This is a genomic window from Streptomyces sp. YIM 130001 (genome assembly GCF_003574445.1).
Lineage (GTDB): Bacteria > Actinomycetota > Actinomycetes > Streptomycetales > Streptomycetaceae > Streptomyces.
In genome coordinates, this window is the sequence record NZ_KZ984557.1 from 81,001 (window position 1) to 99,674 (window position 18,674).

Genomic DNA, 18,674 nt, shown 5'->3' on the forward strand with positions numbered 1-18,674 from the left:
CGAGTTTCTGTTTCTGTCTGCGTGATGCCCGAATGTGTTTACTTCTCGGAAATCCGGTCGTACCTTGGGGAGTGAAACCACATGTTCGGGCACGAAGCGGAGCTGAAACCACATGTACGCACCGGAGCGCCAGCAGGAGATCCTCCGCCTCGCGCGTGACGGCGGCCGCGTGGACGTCCTTTCCCTCGCCGAGGAGTTCCAGGTCACCGCCGAGACCATCCGGCGCGACCTCAAGGCGCTCGACCGCGCCGGCCTCGTCCGCCGCGTGCACGGCGGCGCCATCCCGGCCGGAGTCCTCGACTTCGAGCCCGACCTCACCGAGCGCGAGTCCACCTCCGCCGACGAGAAGGACCGCATCGCCCGCGCGGCCGTGGCCGAGCTGCCCGCCGAGGGCAGCGTCATCCTCGACGCCGGTACGACGGTGGCCCGCCTCGCCGCCGCACTTCCCCTCGAATCGGCGCTCACCGTCGTGACCCACGGCCTGCCTGTCGCCGCCCGGCTCGCCGACCACCCCGGCATCCAGCTCCACCTCATCGGCGGCCGCGTCCGCCACCGGACCCGGGCGGCCGTCGACGCCTGGGCCCTGCGTTCCTACGGCGAGATCCGCGCCGACGTCGCCTTCCTCGCGGCCAACGGCTTCTCCACCGCCGCCGGTCTCACCACCCCCGACCTCGCCGAGGCCGCCGTCAAACGGGCCGCCGCCCATGCGGCCCGCCGCGTCGTCCTGCTCGCCGACTCGGCCAAGCACGGCCAGGAGCACTTCGCCCGCTTCGGCTCCCTCACCGACGTGGACCTGCTGATCACCGACACCGGCCTCGGCCAGGCGGAGGCGGAGGCGATCGAACGCGACGGTACGGAGGTGCTGCGGGTGTAGCCCCGCGGCCGCCCCGCCCGCCCCGTACCCCGGACTCCGTCGGCGCCCCACCCCCGTACGGCAGGACCGACCCGCACCACCGGAAGCAGTAGCCGCATGATTCTCACCGTCACCCCGAACCCGTCCCTCGACCGCACCTACGAGGTACCCGCCCTCGACCGGGGTGAGGTCGTCCGGGCCACCGGCGAGCGCATGGACCCCGGCGGCAAGGGCGTCAACGTCTCTCGCGCCGTCTCCGCCGCCGGCGTCGCCACCCTTGCCGTACTCCCGCTCGGCGGCGTACCGGGCGAGCTCGTCGCCACGCTTCTGCGGGACCAGGGCATCGTCGCCGTGCCGGTACCGGTGGCCGGCCACACCCGGTCCAACATCTCGGTCGCCGAACCCGACGGAACCCTCACGAAGATCAACGCGCCGGGGCCCGAACTCTCCGACGCCGAGGCCGAGTCGCTGCTCGCCGCGGTCGGCGCCGGTTCGGTCGACGCCGACTGGGTCGCCTGCTGCGGCAGCCTCCCGCGCGGCCTCGACCCCGCCTGGTACGCCGCCCTGGTGGCCCGCGCCCATGAGGCCGGCGCCCGTATCGCCCTCGACACCTCGGGCCCGGCACTGCTCGCCGCCCTCGCCGAGCGCCCGGACGTCGTCAAGCCGAACGCCGAAGAACTCGCCGAGGCGGTGGGCCGCCCGCTGTCCACCGTCGGTGACGCCGTGAAGGCGGCCGAGGAACTGCGTGAGTTGGGCGCGCGCTCCGTGCTCGCCAGCCTCGGCGCGGACGGCCAACTCCTCGTCGACGCCTCCGGCGTGCACTTCGCGAGCGCACCGGTGACCTCCGTGCGCAGCAACGTCGGTGCCGGAGACGCGTCGCTCGCCGGGTTCCTGGCGGCCGGCGGCGCGGGACCGCAGGCGCTTGCCGCCGCGGTCGCCCACGGCGCCGCTGCCGTGCAACTGCCCGGCAGCGTGATGCCGACCCCGGCGGACCTGGTGCCGGACGCGGTCACCGTGACCTCGCAGGTCCCCATGGACCGCCCTCTCACCGAGCCGGCCGTATGACCGCCGCGTCCGCCGTCCCGCAGACCCCCTCGATTCCGGACACCCCCGTGTCCCCGTACCCCGGTCCTCACACCGCCCCCGTCCCCGGGGCCGTACGCGAGCAAAGGAGCCCGCGATGAGCGAGATGATCACCGCGGAACTGGTCGATCTCGACCTGTCCGCCGAGAGCAAGGAGGCGGCGGCCCGTTCGCTCGCCGAGCGCATGGCCGCCCTCGGCCGGGTCACCGACCTGGACGGCTTCCTCGCGGACGTCGCCGCCCGCGAGGCGCAGATGCCCACCGGCCTCGACGGCGGTATCGGCATCCCGCACTGCCGTAGCGCCCATGTCACCGAGCCCAGCCTGGCGTTCGGCCGCAGCGCCGCCGGGATCGACTTCGGCGCTCCGGACGGGCCCGCCGACCTGGTGTTTCTGATCGCCGCGCCGGAAGGCGCCGACAGTGACCATCTGACGATCCTGTCCGCTCTCGCCCGCAGGCTGATGGACGCCGAGTTCACCGCCGCTCTGCGCGCGGCCGACGACCCGGCCGAGGCGGCGGCGCTGGTCAGGGGCGGGGAGGCCGCGGAGCCCCAGGTACCCGCACCGGCTGCTGCTCCCACGGACGGCGAGGACCCGCCCGACTCCGTCACCCCCTCCGCCGAGGAACCCCAACCCGCCTCGGCGGAGCACCCGTTCAGAATTGTCGCGGTCACCTCCTGTCCCACCGGAATCGCCCACACCTACATGGCGGCCGAGTCGCTGGAGAACGCGGGCCGGGACGCGGGCGTCGAACTCGTCGTGGAGACCCAGGGTTCCGCCGGCTTCAGCCGCCTCGACCCGTCCGTCATCGCCGCCGCGGACGCGGTGATCTTCGCCCACGACGTACCCGTACGGGAGCGGGAACGCTTTGCCGGGAAGCCCACCGTCGACGTGGGTGTCAAGGCGGGCATCAACCGTCCGGCCGAACTCGTCGCCGAGGTGCGCGAGAAGGCCGCCCGCGGCGAGCGCACCGACGCGTCGGCCGGCGTCACTCCTGTCGACGCCGCAGGTGACGACGGCGACGGCTACGGCACCAAGCTCCGCAAGTGGCTGATGTCGGGCGTCAGTTACATGGTCCCGTTCGTCGCCGCGGGGGGTCTGCTCATCGCCCTCGGCTTCGCGATCGGCGGCTACGAGATCGACCAGGCGAAATCCGTCGCCGAACACTTCGCCTGGACCGAGACCGCGAGTTGGGCCGCGCTGCTCTTCCAGACCGGCCAACTCGCCTTCGGCTTCCTGGTTCCCGTACTCGCCGGATACATCGCCTACGGCATGGCGGACCGCCCCGGCCTCGTCCCCGGATTCGTCGGCGGCGCCGTCGCCGTCGCCATCGATGCCGGATTCCTCGGCGGCCTGGTCGCGGGACTCCTCGCCGGCGCGGTGGTGATGGCGATCCAACGGGTCGGCATCCCACCGGTGTTGCGCGGCATCATGCCGGTGGTCGTGATCCCGCTGATCTCGTCCGCGGTCGTCGGATTCCTGATGTTCCTCGTCGTGGGCAAGCCCATCGCCTCGCTGCAGAGTGCGCTCACCGACTGGCTGGAGAGCCTGAGCGGCGCGAACGCCGTCATCCTCGGCGTCATCCTCGGCCTGATGATGTGCTTCGACCTCGGCGGCCCGCTCAACAAGGTCGCCTACGCCTTCGCCGTCGGCGGTCTGGGGGCAGGCGCCACGGACGGCAACCTCAAGGTCATGGCGGCCGCGATGGGCGCCGGCATGGTGCCGCCGCTCGCGATGGCGCTCGCCACGACCGTGCGCGGCAAGCTCTTCACCCGCACCGAACGGGAGAACGGCAAGGCGGCCTGGGTGCTCGGCGCCTCGTTCATCACCGAAGGCGCGATTCCGTTCGCGGCGGCCGATCCCCTGCGGGTGATTCCCGCGTCGATGGCGGGCGGCGCGGTCACCGGAGCGCTGTCGATGAGCTTCGGCGCGACCCTGCAGGCGCCGCACGGCGGCATCTTCGTGGTCCCGCTGATCGGCCTGCCCTGGCTCTACCTGGTGGCAGTCGCGGCCGGTACGTGTGTGACGGCGGCCCTGGTCGTCGTTCTCAAGGGCATGCGCAAGGAGCCGGACGGCGCGACGGATGCGAAGACGGCCGCGTCCGCCCCCGCCGGGCCTGTGGACGCAGGAACCGCGGCCGACGAGGCGGCGGGTGGCCAAGAGCCGCTTGCCGTCGGGTCCGTTCAGGCCGGCAAGAGCGTGCAGCCCTCCGTGGGGCGGTAGTTGGACCCGGGGGTGGCCCGTCCGCGGACGGGCGCCCCCGGGCGTGCGCCGTGGCGGCGCAACGGCTCGCGCCCCCATTCACGTCGCGCTTCCCTCACCTCGATCACCCGCCCCGGCGGCGGGAGTTCGGCTCCGGCCTGCGGGAACTCGGGAAGGCCGTCGTACGTTTCCCCGAACACCGGACATGATGTCCGATCCAGAGACTACGGTGAGCGGTCACAAGGTGACATGCAGCGATGCCGGGAGAAGCCTTGAGCGTTACGTACGAGACCCCCGAGGAGCACCTCACGCGGCTCCTCGGACGCGCCCTGAACTCCTTCGAGCTGCCCGACGAGACCATATCGAGCCTGGACTCGGCGCTGGCCTACGACAGTTCACTGCATGCTGCCCACCACACCGCGGGCCTGCACCGCGAGACGCACCGTCACACCTTCCTCCTCGCCGACGGCCGCGCCCTCACGCTGTGGGAGCTGGCGTACGCCACCACGCAGGGCGGGCCGACGGACCACGAGCTGTACACCGACGCCTCCCAGGCGGACCTCGCCGCCTCCCGTCTGACTCCGGCCGGCGAGGGCGGGGCCCACGTCGACCGTGACCCGCACAGCGGCACGTCCGCGAAGCACACGGCGGATCGTGCGCCGCGTGACCCCGGGGCGGCGGGCCTGTCCCTCGAGCTGGAGCTGGGGATCGAGGTGGAAATCGAGATGGGACTCGAGGTGGAACTGGACGAGTCCGGCCTACCGCCCCACCGAGTCGCCCGCTTCCGCCTCGTCCACCCCGACGTCCGGACCTGGCCCCGCGCCTACTCGCCCGACGACTCCACCGACCACGCCCGGCGCCTCCTGCGCCGCGCGGAGAACGCGGACCGGCCGCGCGAGCACGTGGCCGAACTCCTGCGCACCGCGCTCGCCCACCAGATCACCCAGTCCTTCGGCCACCCCTGCGCGGGAACCACGTCCGGCGTCGGCTGCGCCCTGTACGAGCACGTGTTCCTGCTGACGGACGGCAGCGAGCTCAGCCTGTGGGAGCTCGAGCACACCGCGACGCCCGACGGCCGGCACATGTGCGAGGTCTACGAGGACGAGGAGACGGCGCGCACCGCGATGGACGCCCGCTCCTCCACGCACCGGTAGCCGCCCCGCAGCTGGGAGGGGACGACCGGCGGCGTCGAATCAGTTCGCCGGCGTTGTTTCCTCCGATACGGTCGCAGGCCTGATTTCGCTGCCGGCGCCCGGGAGTTCGAGGGTGACCTGCCCGGCAGTGCCCGGTTCGAGCATGGGGTTTTTCTCCATGGCATGTCGTATCAGCGAGCTGGTGCTCAGCTGCCGTGAGCCCGACGTGCTCGCCCGTTTCTGGTGCGAGGTGCTGGACTTCGTCGTACTCGACCGGGAGGACGACGGAACGCTGGAGATCGGGCCGCGTGAAGGCTTCGGTGGCCCGCAGCCGACGATCGTCCTCAGCCGCAGGGACGAACCGGAGAAGGGCAAGTCCCGGCTGCACATCGACGTCAACGCCACCGACCGCGAGATGGACGCCGAGCTCGAGCGTCTGCTGCGGCTCGGCGCACGCCCGGCCGAGATCGGACAGACGGGCGAGGAGCCGTGGCACGTCCTCAGCGACCCCGAAGGCAACGAGTTCTGCCTCCTCAAGGCCCGCCTCAACCCCTTGTAGCGCTGAGGGAGACGCGCCGCGCCTGGGTCCCTGACCGGCCAGCCGCCGTGCGGCGACGGTGGCGGGCCGGCAACGGCCGCCCCGCTCAGCTCGAAGGCCGTACCGGCGTCCTGCTCCGCCTGGCCCGCAACCGTCCCGCCGTGCCGGGCCCGTCCCGCACTCAGCCCTCCGGCGGGCCGTACAGATCGCTGTACGACGGGAACACTCCGCCCGGACCGTCCACCGTGCGCGCAGCCAGTACGGCCTTGACCACCGCACGGGTCACCACGTCCGCGCCGGCCGCCAACACCGCGTTCACCTCCGTCAGTTCGCTCAACGGATCCGCACTGAGCGATCGCTCGCCCGTCGCCAGCGTGAACACCGTGTCTCCGTCGTGCAGCAGATGCACCGGCCGCACTGCCCGCGCCAGTCCGTCGTGCGACGTGCCGGCGAGCTTCTGGGCCCGCGCCCGGTCGAGAGCGGCGTCCGTCGTCACCACGGCAAGCGTGGTGTTGAGCGGAGGCTGCGACGGGCCCGAGGCGGCCTCCTGCGACGTCGCCCCCGCCCCGCTGCGGCGGGCCGTCTCCGCTCCGGCCTCGGCCAGCCGCTCGAGCGCTGCCCGACGCCGGTCCGGGGCGGGGGCTTCCTGAGGGCCCTCGAAGTAGCGGCCGTAGAGCACACCGCTCGCCGGATCCACCACCGAGCCCACCGCATTCACCACCACGAGGGCAGCGACCGTGAACCCGGACGCGAGCCGGACGCTCGCCGTGCCGACACCGCCCTTCATGCCGCCCGCGACGGCTCCGGCCCCCGCGCCGACGTTGCCTTCCGGCACCGTGAAGCTCGCCCTTTCGGCCGCCTCGCGGCCGAGCGCCGCGTCCGGCCGCGCCCGCCAGTCGCCGCCCCGCCCGAGGTCGAAGACGCAGGCCGCGGGTACCACGGGCACGACCTCGCCAGGCCCGCGCACCGGGAAGCCGCGGCCCTGCTCCTCGAGCCAGGCCATCACTCCGGACGCCGAGTCGAGCCCGTACGCACTGCCACCGGTCAGCACGACCGCGTCGACGCGCTGCACCAAGTTCCGCGGGTCCAGAGCGTCCGTCTCTCTCGTCCCCGGCCCACCGCCGCGTACGTCGACGGCGGCCACCGCGCCGCCTTCCGGGGCCACCACCACGGTGGTACCCGTGAGCCACCCGTCCCCGACGCGCTGCGCATGTCCGACCCGCAGCCCGCGCACATCACTCAACGAATCCGTCCGCCCCGGCGGCTCGCCGGGCGACGCTCCCGCACCTGGACCGCCCGAAGTGCCCGGCCTCCCCGACGTGCTCGGTGTACTCGATGTACTCGACGGGCTCGGTGTGCTCGACGGACCCGGTGCTCCGTGATCCGCGGATTCCTTGGCGTCCATATGGCATGCGTATCACGGTCGTTGGCAGCCCGAGCGGGGGGAGGTCACGCGCCCTGCGGGGTGCGCCTACCGGGGCCTGCCGGACGCGGAGGTCCCGGTGGCCGGCGCCGCCGTACCCTGGAGGTATGAGTTCCGCCCCGACCCCCGAGCCGCGAGACGCGCAGTCCGCCCCAGAGCCGAAGCCCAAGCCCGCTCTGGTCTTCGACGATCCGCTGGACCAGCAGTCCTCGGACGATACGGACGGTGGGTGGGGCGAGCGGCCGGCCGCGGACCGTGATTCCGCCGCCGATCTCGCACGTTTCCTCGACGAGAAGCCGCCGCACCACATCTGACCGCCGGAGTCCGATCCGGCGGCGCCGCCCCATTCGCCGGCAGCCGTCAGGTGTCCGAGCCGGGGGAGCCAGGCGAGCCCGGAGCTGTACCGGTGCCCGGGCCATCGCCCTGGGCACCCCGCTGAGCGACGAGGGTGTCCCTGATCTCCTTGAGCACTTCGAGCTCGGAGAGCTCGATGATCTCCTCGGTGCCCTCCTTGGCCTTGCGCCGCTCCTCGACCCGCGCCAGGTACTTGGACATCGGCAGAACCATGAGGAAGTAGACGACCGCGGCGGTGATCAGGAAGCTGAGGGTCGAGCTGAGCACGCTGCCCCACAGGATCTCGATCCCGTCCATCTCGCCGTCGACCATCTTGCAGGGGTCCTTGAGGCAGGACTTGTAGTTCTCCAGGTCCTGCGTGCCGAAGGCGCCGACCAGCGGGTTGATGACTCCCTTGACGACCGCGTTGACGATGTTCGTGAACGCGGCGCCGATGACTACCGCGACCGCCAGGTCGATCACGTTCCCGCGCATCAGGAACGCCTTGAAGCCTTGCAGCAGACTGGGCTTCTTCTCCTCGTCGCTCACCGTGGAGCCTTTCTACGTACGTGAATTGGTCGCAGCCATTAGGCCCGCAGCGGAGGAACTCCGTCCAATCGGCGTACACGATCAGGTGAGTTGACAGTGAACCCTGTGGTGTGGCCGGGGGAGCGGTCAGCACACGGTCACCGCCAGCCGTGCGGTGGCCGCCGCGGCGGCCAGCTTCACCGCCGCGGCGCGCGGCACGGACAGCACCACCAACGCCCCGTCCCGCACCGTCGCGTCAGCTGTCTCTCCCGCTTGCCCCGGTACGTGCTGTACGCGCACGCCGGCCGCGACGACACGGGCCGACGCTTCGTCCGGATCAGCCGCGATCACGTCGACCCGGTCACCGGGACGCAGCAGCCGCACCGTCTCCGCGTCCGCGATCCGCACCGGCGCCGTCACCAGTGCGGCGGCGCGAGCCGGAGGGCGGGACGGGGCAGAGCTCTGCCCCGTCCCGGAATTCGCGTCCCGCTCCTCGGCGCCGACCCCGCTCGCCCCGGCACCGGCAGCAGCGAGCGCGGCGGCCGCCATCGCGAGGCAGGCCGCAGGAACCCGTCGACCGTGGCGCAGCACACCGCGCGGCCTGAGCCGGCTCCCGCGCACCCGCAACGGCGAGAAATGCGGCACTTCGCAGGGCGGCGGAACGGAGGAGCGTCCGTCGTCAATGCCGGACACACCCCCGCCCACGGACCCTGCACCGCCTCCCGTCCCGGCAGCGGCCTCGGTATCGGTATCGGTCTCGACGGACGCACCGGCGCCCGGTCCACCGGAGGCAGACGTCGTCGTGGGAGCACAGGCAGAAGCGGATGCGTCCGGAACGGACGCGGAGAGAGCGGTGGGGGAGACGGGAGCGGCGGACGTGGCGGGAGAAGCCGGAGTCGTCGAAGCATCAGCCCCACAAGCAGCGGACGGGGACATGGGCGCAGAAACGGAATCGGACGTGATCCCGAGCCGGGACCTGGACGAGAAGGACATGGCACTCACCACCTGCCGGGTGGACGTCGGATGGACGAGACCCACCCTCCACGCTCTGCGACGATCACGCTCAAGCCTGTGGATTACCCACCAGTTGTGGACAAGTCCGTCACCCACCCGAGCAGTTGCTCCGGCCGATCCGCCCGCGCCGCCCACACCGCGCCGCCCACACCGCGCCGCCCACACCGCGCCGCCCACACCGCGCCGTACGCCCACGGCAGTTCGCCCCGCGGTATCCGCGGTATCCGCGGTATCCGCGGCATCCACGCCAGCCCGCAGCCGCCACCTACGGCAGCTCGAACCCCAGATCCCACCCGTCATGGGCATGCGTGCACAGGCAGTCCCGGCCCTCGTTCGCCGGCATCGCGCCCACGGCGTCGAACAGCACCTCGCGCAGCCGCCCCACGTTCTCCCCGAACACCCGCAGCACCTCGGTGTGCGAGACCCCCTCGCCGGTCTCGGCACCTGCGTCCAGGTCCGTGACCAGGGTCAACGACGTGTAGCAGAGCCCCAGCTCACGTGCCAGGACGGCCTCAGGGTGCCCGGTCATCCCGACCACGGCCCCGCCCATCGCCGCATGCCACCGCGACTCGGCGCGAGTGGAGAAGCGCGGTCCCTCGACCACCACGAGCGTGCCGCCGTCCACCGGCTCCCAGTCCCGTCCTCGAGCGGCCTTCAGCGCCACCAGGCGGCCCTCGGGGCAGTACGGATCGGCGAACGAGGTATGGACGACGTTGGGTACCGCGCCCCCGGGCAGCGGTTCCCCGTCGAAGTACGTCTGCTGTCGGGACTTCGTACGGTCCACGAGCTGGTCCGGAACGAGCAACGTGCCCGGCCCGTACTCCGGTTGCAGACCCCCGACCGCGCACGGTCCGAGAACCTGCCGTACACCGAGCGAGCGAAGTGCCCAGAGGTTGGCGCGGTAGTTGATCCGGTGCGGGGGCAGGTGGTGGCCGCGGCCGTGCCGGGGAAGGAACGCCACCCGTCGTCCGGACACCTCGCCCAGGAAGACCGAGTCGCTCGGCGGGCCGTAGGGGGTGTCCACCACTGTCTCGGTCACGTCGTCGAGGAACGAGTAGAAGCCCGAGCCGCCGATCACGCCGATCTCTGCGTTCGCGTTCGCCATGCCGAGCAGCCTACGGGCCGCCCCCATGCCCGCGCTCCCGCCTTGCACCTCCGCACCGGCGACGGCGCCGACACGAAGGGCCCCGCCCTCACCCGTGGTGAACGCGGAGCCCTGTGGCACCGGACTGCGGGCCGAGGAGGTCGATGACCGGACCTCGACGCCGTACGTCAGGCTGCGGAGCTGCTGCTCGAGGAACTCGACGAACTCGACTTCGAGGCGGAGGAAGACCCCGACGAGGACGACGACGAGTCGCTCGAGCTCTTCGACGACGAGGAGTCGGCCGACTTCGCCCCGGAGCCGGACTTCGCATCGGCCTTCGAGTCGGACTTCGTCTCCGACTGCCCACCCGACGTGGAGCTGCTCGACGAGGAACCGCGACTGTCGTTGCGGTAGAAACCGGAGCCCTTGAAGACGATGCCGACCGCCGAGAAGACCTTCTTCAGTCGTCCCTCGCAACTGGGGCACACGGTCAGCGAGTCATCGGTGAACTTCTGCACCGCCTCGAGGCCCTCGCCGCAATCGGTGCACTGGTACTGGTACGTCGGCACTTGCTTCCTCCTGGCACTCTTACTCGATGAGTGCTAACGACGGTCCATAGTGACGTATTCCGCTGGATCAGTCCACCGTCACCTCGGGGCGGTGACGGACACCACGTGCCACCGTCCGCCCCGTCGATGCCGGTCGCAGACTGCCGCGCAGGCTCAGCAGGACGATCAAGGCCAGTACGGTCCCGGCCATCGGCACCAGGAATCCGGCGCTCGCGCCATGGGTGTCCGCGAGGCTGCCGGAGAGCGTCACGGCCCCCGCCTGTCCGAGTGCCACCGCGCCGGTGAGCCAGGTGAACGCCTCGGTGCGCGCGGACCCCGGAACCAGGGACTCGATCAGCGTGAACCCGGTCACCAGGGCGGGGGCGATGCACATCCCGACCAGGAGTCCCACGACCGCGAACAGTGCCACCGAGTGCACCGCCCAGAGGCTGGACGCGGTCAGGGCCAGTGCGGTGTAGCCGACCAGGAGGCGATGACGGGGCGCCGACTTCCAGGCCACCGCGCCGACGACGATGCCGGAGAGCATGTTGCCGCCCGCGAAGACGCCGTACAGAAGACCGTTGACGCCGGGCTGCCCGACCTCTTCGGCGAAGACCGTCAGGGAGACCTGCATACCGCCGAACACGGCGCCGATGCCGAGGAACGCGACGGCAAGCACCCGTACGCCCGCGACCGACAGCGCCGAAACGTGCGCCACGCGCGCGTGGCGGTCGCTCGTACCGAGCACGGTGGGCTGGGTTCCGCGGCGGGCGGCGAAGAGCAGTCCGCCGACGAGCGTCAGTACGGCCTCTGCTCCGAGCCCCGCACCGGGATGCACGAACGTGCACAGGGCAGTGGCGATCAGCGGACCCACGACGAAGGTGAACTCGTCCGTGACCGACTCGAAGGCCGCGGCGGTGGGCATCAGGTGGCGGCGGTCCGGCTGGTCGAGCGCGGCCGCCCAGCGGGCCCGCACCATGGGGCCGATCTGCGGCACCGATGCGCCGACGAAGACGGCCGTGACGACCAGGGCCCACATCGGGGCGTCGCCGAGGGCCAGCGAGGCGAGAGCGATCAGTGAGCCGGTGTGTACGGCGACACCGGGCAGCAGGACCGCGCGCTGCCCGAAGCGGTCCGCGAGGCGACCGCTCTGCGGCGCGAAAAGGGCCATGGCGACGCCGGCGACCGCCGCGACGGTGCCGGCCGTGGCGAAGGATCCGGAGGTGTCCCGCAGCAACAGGACGATCGACATCGTCAGCATGGCGAACGGCTGCCGGGCGAAGAACCCGGGCAGCACGAACGACAGGGCGTGAGGGGTGCGCAGAAGTTGCCCGTACCCGGGCCGGGTCTCGGGGGTGACCGTGGACTCCACGGCCTGGCCTTTCTGCTGTCTGGTGGCGCGTCCCGCAGGCACCGCCGAGAGCTGTCCACTCGCGCAGGAACGTCGGTAGATGCCGGGCCCGATGCGCTTCCCGCGCGGGGAAGGGGACCTGCGGCCGCCGTGCGGTCGCGCCAGCTCTGCGTCAGACAGAGGTGGGTGTTGATTGAAGCTTTCTTCAGTGTAGGGGCGCGCTGCAGTCCTACGCCCCGGAATGCAGCGTTCTCCGCAGTGTTCCCGGACACCACGAGTGCCTGAGCGGCGCAGTGCCGCCCCTCGGCAGCCGCCGCCCGTGCCCCGCCGGCAGCCCGCCGTACCCGCCCCTGCCCCGCCCGGTCGCCTACCCGGCAGGCTCCCGATCCGTCCCCAGCCAGCTCGCCAGCTTGCCGCCCTTGGCGACCGCACGCAGCCGGTGCTCCGCGGCATCCCGCACCGGATCGGTGGCGACCACGAGCAGCTCGTCCCCCCGCGCGAGCACGGTGGACGGCAGCGGTACGAACGACTCTCCGTCCCGTACGACGAGCGTGACGGCGGCGCCCGGTGGCAGCCGTAGCTCCCCGACCTCCACGCCGTGCATTCGCGATCCGCGCGGGACGGCCACCGAGAGCAGATGGCCGCGCAGCCGCTCCAGGGGCGCCGATTCGATCCCCAGGTCCGCGGCTTCCGAGGAGTCGCCGAGGCGGAGGATCTTGGCGAGTGAAGGCAGCGTCGGTCCCTGGATGAGCGTGTAGACCACGACCAGGATGAAGACGATGTTGAAGATGCGTTCGCTGCCGGCGACCCCGGACACCATGGGGATGGTCGCGATGATGATGGGCACCGCGCCGCGCAGTCCGGCCCACGACATCAGGGCCTTCTCCCGCCAGCCGACCCGGAACGGCGCCAGGCTCAGGAAGACGCTCACGGGACGGGCGACGACGGTCAGTACCAGGCCGACCACGATCGCGGGCAGCACGTCGTCGGACAGTTCGTGCGGAGTGACCAGGAGTCCGAGCAGGACGAACATGCCGATCTGCGCGATCCAGCCGAGCCCGTCGGCGAAGCCGCGAGTGGCGGGCGAGTGGGGCAACTTGGCGTTGCCGAGGATCATCGAGGCCAGATACACCGCGAGGAAGCCACTGCCGTGGACCATGGCGCCGGCCGCGTACGCGGTCACGGCGATCGCCATCACGGCGATCGGATAGAGCCCGGAGGCGGGCAGCGCGACGTGCCGCAGGCCGTAGGCGCCGAGCCAGCCCACAGCAAGACCGATCGCCGCACCGATCGCCAGCTCGAGGATGATCTTGCCGACCAGGAGGTACCACTCGTCCACCGGTCCGACCGTCGAGAAGGCGACGACGAGGATGACCACGGGGGCGTCGTTGAAGCCGGATTCGGCCTCCAGCGTGCCCGTGATCCGGGACGGCAGCGGGACGCGGCGCAGCACCGAGAACACCGCGGCGGCGTCGGTCGACGACACCACCGCGCCGATGATCAGAGCCTGCCGCCACTCGAGCCCGACGAGGAAGTGCGCGGCCGTGGCGGTGATGCCCACGCTCAGCCCGACACCGACCGTGGACATGGCGACGGCCGAGGGCAACGCGGGCTTGATCTCCTTCCACTTGGTGCCGAGTCCGCCTTCGGCCAGGATCACCACGAGTGCGGCGTAACCGATGACCTGGGTCAACTCGGCGTCTTCGAAGACGACGTTGCCGAAGCCGTCCTGGCCTATCGCTATCCCGATGCCGAGATAGAGCAGCAGGCTCGGCAGTCCACTGCGCGAGGAGATCCTGACCGCTGCGACCGCGAGGAGCAGTACGAGGGAGCACACGAGCAGCAGCTCGTTGAGGTGATGGACAGTCAGTGGCCGTTCCTTCCAGGAGCACTCGACCGTGCGGCGGGGCGCGGCGCCGGGCGAGAGGGCGGGCGGGTACTTCGTTACCTTACCTAATCGTTAACGCTTTCTTGATGCTGTCGTTCGATCGTGCGATATACCTTGCCGACCACCCGTCCGAAGGTCCGCTGCCCTGCGCCTAAGGTTGCTCCCAGCACTCCAGGACCACCCTGCCGCTCGAAGGACAGCGATGCCCGCCAATACAAGCGCCTCTTCCGGCCAGAAGACCGGCAAGAAGAAGGGGCGACGACTCCGCCTGATCCTGATCGTCCTGGTGCTGGCCCTCATCGCGGGCGTGGGCTACGGGACGTACTGGAGCGTCAGCACCGTGCGCGCCTCGCTGCCGCAGACCAAGGGGTCGATCAAGCTCGAGGGTCTCAACGGCCCGGTCGATGTGCGGCGCGACGCCAACGGCATTCCGCAGATCTACGCCGAATCGGACGCTGACCTGTTCATGGCCCAGGGCTATGTGCAGGCACAGGACCGGTTCTGGGAGATGGACGTACGCAGGCACACGACCTCCGGCAGGCTCTCCGAGATGTTCGGCAAGGGGCAGGTCGACACCGACAAGTTCCTGCGCACGCTCGGCTGGCACCGGGTCGCCGAGAAGGAGTACGACACCAAGCTCTCGGCCTCGACCAAGAAGCATCTGCAGGCGTACTCCAAGGGCGTCAACTCCTACCTGGAGGGCAAGGACGGTGCGGACGTCTCCGTCGAGTACGCGGCGCTCGGCTTCAGCAACGACTACAAGATCGACAAGTGGACCCCGGTCGACTCGGTGGCCTGGCTCAAGGCGATGGCCTGGGACCTGCGCGGCAACATGCAGGACGAGATCGACCGTTCCCTGATGCACAGCCGCCTGGGCCCCAAGGAGATCCAGGACCTGTACCCGGACTATCCGTACGACCTGCACAAGCCCATCGTTCAGGAGGGCGGGGTCGACGAGGCTTCCGGTGCGTACGACCCGAAGGCCACCGGGACGAGCACACAGGGCGGCCAGGGCTCCTCTGCGGGCACCGGACTGGCCGGCGGCACCGAAGCTCCCGACGGGCTCGGCACGCAGCTCTCCAGCCTCTCCGACGCCCTCGGGAGACTGCCGGACTCGGTCGGTGCGAACGGTGACGGTATCGGCTCCAACTCCTGGGTGGTGGCGGGCGATCACACCACGACCGGCAAGCCGCTCCTGGCGAACGACCCGCACCTCTCGCCCCAGTTGCCATCGGTCTGGTACCAGATGGGACTGCACTGTCGAACGGTCAACGAGAACTGCCAGTACGACGCCTCCGGTTACACCTTCGCCGGAATGCCAGGCGTGGTCATCGGCCACAACCAGGACATCTCCTGGGGGCTGACCAACCTGGGTGCCGACGTCACGGACCTGTACCTGGAGAAGATCCAGGGCGACGGCTATCTGTACGACGGCAAGGTGGAGCCGTTCAGGACCCGCACGGAGACGATCAAGGTCGCGGGCGGCGCGGACCGCAAGATCGTCGTACGGGAGACCGGCAACGGCCCCTTGGTGTCCGACCGGAACGACGAACTCGCCGACGTCGGCGAGGAGGCACCCGTCAGCAGCGCGGCACCCGACCGGGCGGACGGGTACGCGGTCTCGCTGCGCTGGACGGCCCTGACGCCCGGCAGAACGATGGACTCCGTCTTCGCCCTGAACAAGGCGTCGGACTTCGACGAGTTCCGCAAGGCGGCCACCTACTTCGAGGTCCCCTCGCAGAACCTCATCTACGCCGACACCAAGGGCAACATCGGCTATCAGGCACCGGGAAAGATCCCCACGCGCGCGAAGGCCCACGACGGCACCCTGCCGGCCCCCGGCTGGGACCCCGACTACCGGTGGACGGGCTTCGTCCCCCAGCGCGCGCTGCCCTACGAGTACAACCCGAAGCGGGGCTACATCGTGACGGCGAACCAGGCGGTCGTCGACGAGAAGTACCCGTACACACTCACCAAGGACTGGGGCTACGGAGCCCGCAGCCAGCGCATCAACGACCTCATCGCGTCGAAGATCAAGGGCAACGGCAAGATCTCGACCGACGACATGCGGACCATGCAGCTGGACAACAGCAGTGAGATCGCCAAGCTGCTGACCCCGAAGCTGCTCAAGCTCGACGTCTCGGACAGCTACGTCCGCGAGGCGCAGAAGCTGCTCGAGGGCTGGGACTACACGCAGGACGCGGACTCGGCGGCGGCCGCGTACTTCAACGCCGTCTGGCGCAATGTCCTGAAGCTGGCCTTCGGCAACAAACTGCCCAAGGAACTGCGGGTCGACGGCTCCTGCATCAAGGTGGAGCCCGCCGACAAGACCGGCCCGGTGGACGACCCGGACAAGCGCGTGACCGAATGCGGCAAGCGCGCCCCGGACGCGGCCCAGCCGGACGGCGGTGATCGCTGGTTCGAGGTGGTCCGCTCGATCCTCGACGACGAGGACAACGAGTGGTGGCACACGCCGTCGACGCGTACGGACCCGGAGACCAAGACCCGTGACCAGCTCTTCGCCCGCGCCATGGAGGACGCGCGCTGGGAGCTGACCGCGAAGCTCGGCAAGGACGCCGACACCTGGAGCTGGGGCCGTCTGCACCGCCTCACGCTGAAGAACCAGACCATCGGCACCGAGGGCCCCGGCTTCATGCAGTGGCTGCTCAACCGTGGCCCCTGGGAACTCGGCGGCGGCGAGGCCGCGGTGAACGCGACGGGCTGGAACGCGGCCGGCGGTTACGGAGTCGTCTGGGTGCCGTCGATGCGGATGGTGGTGAACCTGGGCAACTTCGACAAGTCCCAGTGGATCAACCTCACCGGCGCCTCCGGTCACGCCTACAGCCCCAACTACACGGATCAGACCGACAAGTGGGCCAACGGCGAACTCCTCGGCTGGCCGTTCAGCAAGGATGCCGTCGAGAACACCACGGACAAGCATCTGGTGCTCAGCCCGTAACGACTCACCACGCGCGCGTGGAGGACGATTTCGTCACCCGTCCTCCACGCGCGTGTGGAGGACGGTCCGCGGGGAAACGTCAGGCGCTGTGGAAGCGGCGCACCGCGCGCGGAGTCACCGCCGCGTGCACGGGCCGGTCGTGCGGTTCCTCCGGCACGTGCGCGACCACCTCGTCGTCGTACAGCAAAACGATCAGGGCCGGGTGGGCCGGGTGGGCCGGGTGCACGCGCGCGCGTTCGAGGCGCGCCAGGACCCGGTCGTAACTGCCGCCGCCACGGCCCAGGCGCATACCGCGACCGTCGACCGCGAGACCGGGCAGCAGGACGGCGTCCGCGCCCGTGACGGCCTCCGGGCCGAGCCGCTCGCCTGCGGGTTCAAGGAGCCCTCGCCCGGCCCGTACGAGACGCTCCGGGCCCCGATAGACGCCCCAGTCCAGGTCGTTGTCCGGGAGCAGCACCGGAAGCAGGACGCGGGTGCCGCGCGCGTGCAGGGTGTCCAGGAGTGCGCGGGTCCCGGGCTCCCGTCCGACCGACACGTAAGCGGCGACCGTACGCGCGCGTGCCAGCTCGTCGAGACCGGCAGCCCGTACGGCGAGAACCGCGGCGGCCTCCTGAGCGTCATCTTCTGTCAACCGGTTCCTCGCATCGAGGAGTTCGCGGCGCAATGTCGCCTTGGCAGCCTTGCCCGCGGAGTCGCCGGTCACTGCACTCACAAACCTCTCCAAACGCGGGATACGGCGGCGTACGACCCGGAATTAATCGGAGCCTCACCTTCCGCACATACGTACAGGTTAGGGTTCTGGGCATGACTGAGTCACACCCCACGATCACGAAGGCTGTCATCCCGGCAGCAGGTCTCGGCACCCGGTTCCTTCCGGCCACCAAGGCCACCCCGAAGGAAATGCTCCCGGTCGTCGACAAGCCGGCGATCCAGTACGTGGTCGAGGAGGCGGTGGCCGCCGGCCTCTCCGACGTCCTCATGGTCACGGGCCGCAACAAGCGCCCCCTCGAAGACCACTTCGACCGCAACTACGAGCTCGAGTCGGCGCTCACCAAGAAGGGCGACGCCACCCGCCTCGCCAAGGTCCAGGAGTCCAGCGACCTGGCGACCATGCACTACGTCCGCCAGGGCGACCCGCGCGGCCTCGGCCACGCCGTCCTGTGCGCCGAACCCCACGTGGGCGACGAACCGTTCGCCGTCCTCCTCGGCGACGACCTCATCGACCCGCGCGACCCGCTCCTGCAGCGCATGGTCGAGGTCCAGGCCCAGCAGGGCGGCAGCGTCATCGCCCTGATGGAGGTCGACCCCGCGCAGATCCACCTGTACGGCTGCGCGGCCGTGGAGCCCACCGGCGACGGCGACGTCGTGAAGGTCACCGGCCTGGTCGAGAAGCCGGACCCGTCCGACGCCCCGAGCAACTACGCCATCATCGGCCGCTACGTCCTCGACCCCGCCGTCTTCGGCATACTGCGCCGGACCGAGCCGGGTCGCGGCGGCGAGATCCAGCTGACCGACGCGCTGCAGCAGCTCGTCGCGGACGAGAAGGCCGGCGGCCCGGTGCACGGCGTCGTCTTCAAGGGCCGCCGCTATGACACCGGCGACCGGAGCGACTACCTCCGTGCCATTGTCAGACTCGCGTGCGAACGTGAGGACCTGGGACCCGAATTCCGGTCCTGGCTCCAGCGTTACGTCACCGAGGAGATGCAGGGATCGTGAGCAACAGCACGGCATCGGAGGTC

Annotated in this window: 16 protein-coding genes; 8 read left to right on the top strand and 8 right to left on the bottom strand. The window is 70.7% G+C overall.

Features of this window, described 5'->3' with window-relative positions; genetic code table 11:
• Window positions 1-112: 112 nt before the first annotated feature.
• The 5 genes from DSC45_RS18980 (at window position 113) to DSC45_RS19000 (ending at window position 5,828) form a co-directional block, all read left to right on the top strand.
• Window positions 113-874, top strand: coding sequence for a DeoR/GlpR family DNA-binding transcription regulator (locus DSC45_RS18980; RefSeq protein ID WP_119292515.1), 762 nt, complete (start codon window positions 113-115; stop codon window positions 872-874).
• A 96-nt stretch (window positions 875-970) separates the two neighbouring features.
• Entirely contained in the window at window positions 971-1,918 is a 948-nt protein-coding gene (gene pfkB / locus DSC45_RS18985) for a 1-phosphofructokinase (protein ID WP_119292517.1), read from the top strand.
• 115 nt (window positions 1,919-2,033) lie between these two features.
• Window positions 2,034-4,157, top strand: a complete 2,124-nt coding sequence (locus DSC45_RS18990) for a PTS fructose transporter subunit IIABC (protein WP_119292519.1) — start codon at window positions 2,034-2,036, stop codon at window positions 4,155-4,157.
• A 251-nt stretch (window positions 4,158-4,408) separates the two neighbouring features.
• Window positions 4,409-5,290, top strand: coding sequence for a DUF6227 family protein (locus tag DSC45_RS18995; protein WP_240434724.1), 882 nt, complete (start codon window positions 4,409-4,411; stop codon window positions 5,288-5,290).
• A 157-nt stretch (window positions 5,291-5,447) separates the two neighbouring features.
• Window positions 5,448-5,828: a VOC family protein gene (locus tag DSC45_RS19000; RefSeq protein WP_119292523.1), complete on the top strand. Its 381-nt coding sequence runs from the start codon at window positions 5,448-5,450 to the stop codon at window positions 5,826-5,828.
• 160 nt (window positions 5,829-5,988) lie between these two features.
• Here DSC45_RS19000 and DSC45_RS19005 read toward each other — a convergent pair whose 3' ends face one another.
• Window positions 5,989-7,050 (bottom strand): P1 family peptidase, encoded by a 1,062-nt coding sequence (locus DSC45_RS19005; protein ID WP_240434725.1) that lies wholly within the window; start codon window positions 7,048-7,050, stop codon window positions 5,989-5,991.
• Between the two features lie 287 nt (window positions 7,051-7,337).
• Here DSC45_RS19005 and DSC45_RS19010 point away from each other — a divergent pair, with 287 nt between their 5' ends.
• Window positions 7,338-7,544, top strand: a complete 207-nt coding sequence (locus tag DSC45_RS19010; protein ID WP_119292527.1) for a hypothetical protein — start codon at window positions 7,338-7,340, stop codon at window positions 7,542-7,544.
• Between the two features lie 46 nt (window positions 7,545-7,590).
• Here the strand turns inward: DSC45_RS19010 and mscL are convergent, their stop codons facing one another.
• From mscL to DSC45_RS19040, 6 genes are all read right to left on the bottom strand, one after another.
• Window positions 7,591-8,112: a large conductance mechanosensitive channel protein MscL gene (gene mscL, locus DSC45_RS19015; protein WP_119292528.1), complete on the bottom strand. Its 522-nt coding sequence runs from the start codon at window positions 8,110-8,112 to the stop codon at window positions 7,591-7,593.
• A gap of 126 nt (window positions 8,113-8,238) precedes the next feature.
• Window positions 8,239-8,784, bottom strand: coding sequence for an RcpC/CpaB family pilus assembly protein (locus DSC45_RS19020; RefSeq protein ID WP_162929280.1), 546 nt, complete (start codon window positions 8,782-8,784; stop codon window positions 8,239-8,241).
• A gap of 586 nt (window positions 8,785-9,370) precedes the next feature.
• Window positions 9,371-10,210: an S-methyl-5'-thioadenosine phosphorylase gene (locus DSC45_RS19025; protein WP_119292808.1), complete on the bottom strand. Its 840-nt coding sequence runs from the start codon at window positions 10,208-10,210 to the stop codon at window positions 9,371-9,373.
• A gap of 167 nt (window positions 10,211-10,377) precedes the next feature.
• On the bottom strand, window positions 10,378-10,758 hold the full coding sequence (locus DSC45_RS19030; protein ID WP_119292530.1) for an FmdB family zinc ribbon protein: 381 nt from the start codon (window positions 10,756-10,758) through the stop codon (window positions 10,378-10,380).
• A 67-nt stretch (window positions 10,759-10,825) separates the two neighbouring features.
• Entirely contained in the window at window positions 10,826-12,109 is a 1,284-nt protein-coding gene (locus DSC45_RS19035) for an MFS transporter (protein ID WP_119292532.1), read from the bottom strand.
• A gap of 346 nt (window positions 12,110-12,455) precedes the next feature.
• Window positions 12,456-13,958 (bottom strand): potassium/proton antiporter, encoded by a 1,503-nt coding sequence (locus DSC45_RS19040; protein WP_119292534.1) that lies wholly within the window; start codon window positions 13,956-13,958, stop codon window positions 12,456-12,458.
• Between the two features lie 220 nt (window positions 13,959-14,178).
• Between DSC45_RS19040 and DSC45_RS19045 the strand changes: the two genes are divergently transcribed.
• Window positions 14,179-16,935: a penicillin acylase family protein gene (locus tag DSC45_RS19045; protein WP_119292535.1), complete on the top strand. Its 2,757-nt coding sequence runs from the start codon at window positions 14,179-14,181 to the stop codon at window positions 16,933-16,935.
• Between the two features lie 79 nt (window positions 16,936-17,014).
• Here DSC45_RS19045 and DSC45_RS19050 read toward each other — a convergent pair whose 3' ends face one another.
• The gene (locus DSC45_RS19050; protein ID WP_119292536.1) at window positions 17,015-17,638 is read right to left on the bottom strand and encodes a 5-formyltetrahydrofolate cyclo-ligase; all 624 of its coding nucleotides are present in this window, start codon (window positions 17,636-17,638) and stop codon (window positions 17,015-17,017) included.
• 101 nt (window positions 17,639-17,739) lie between these two features.
• On the opposite strand from DSC45_RS19050, the gene galU reads away from it, so the two are divergent.
• Entirely contained in the window at window positions 17,740-18,651 is a 912-nt protein-coding gene (galU, locus tag DSC45_RS19055) for a UTP--glucose-1-phosphate uridylyltransferase GalU (RefSeq protein ID WP_119292538.1), read from the top strand.
• The last annotated feature ends 23 nt before the right edge of the window (window positions 18,652-18,674 follow it).

Bases quoted from the DNA above. Each gene is read 5' to 3' on its own strand.
- DSC45_RS19010 (WP_119292527.1), top strand. From the start codon at position 7,338: ATGAGTTCCGCCCCGACCCCCGAGCCGCGAGACGCGCAGTCCGCCCCA.
- galU (WP_119292538.1), top strand. From the start codon at position 17,740: ATGACTGAGTCACACCCCACGATCACGAAGGCTGTCATCCCGGCAGCA.
- DSC45_RS18980 (WP_119292515.1), top strand. From the start codon at position 113: ATGTACGCACCGGAGCGCCAGCAGGAGATCCTCCGCCTCGCGCGTGAC.
- DSC45_RS19025 (WP_119292808.1), bottom strand. From the start codon at position 10,210: ATGGCGAACGCGAACGCAGAGATCGGCGTGATCGGCGGCTCGGGCTTC.
- DSC45_RS19045 (WP_119292535.1), top strand. From the start codon at position 14,179: ATGCCCGCCAATACAAGCGCCTCTTCCGGCCAGAAGACCGGCAAGAAG.
- DSC45_RS19000 (WP_119292523.1), top strand. From the start codon at position 5,448: ATGGCATGTCGTATCAGCGAGCTGGTGCTCAGCTGCCGTGAGCCCGAC.
- DSC45_RS18990 (WP_119292519.1), top strand. From the start codon at position 2,034: ATGAGCGAGATGATCACCGCGGAACTGGTCGATCTCGACCTGTCCGCC.
- pfkB (WP_119292517.1), top strand. From the start codon at position 971: ATGATTCTCACCGTCACCCCGAACCCGTCCCTCGACCGCACCTACGAG.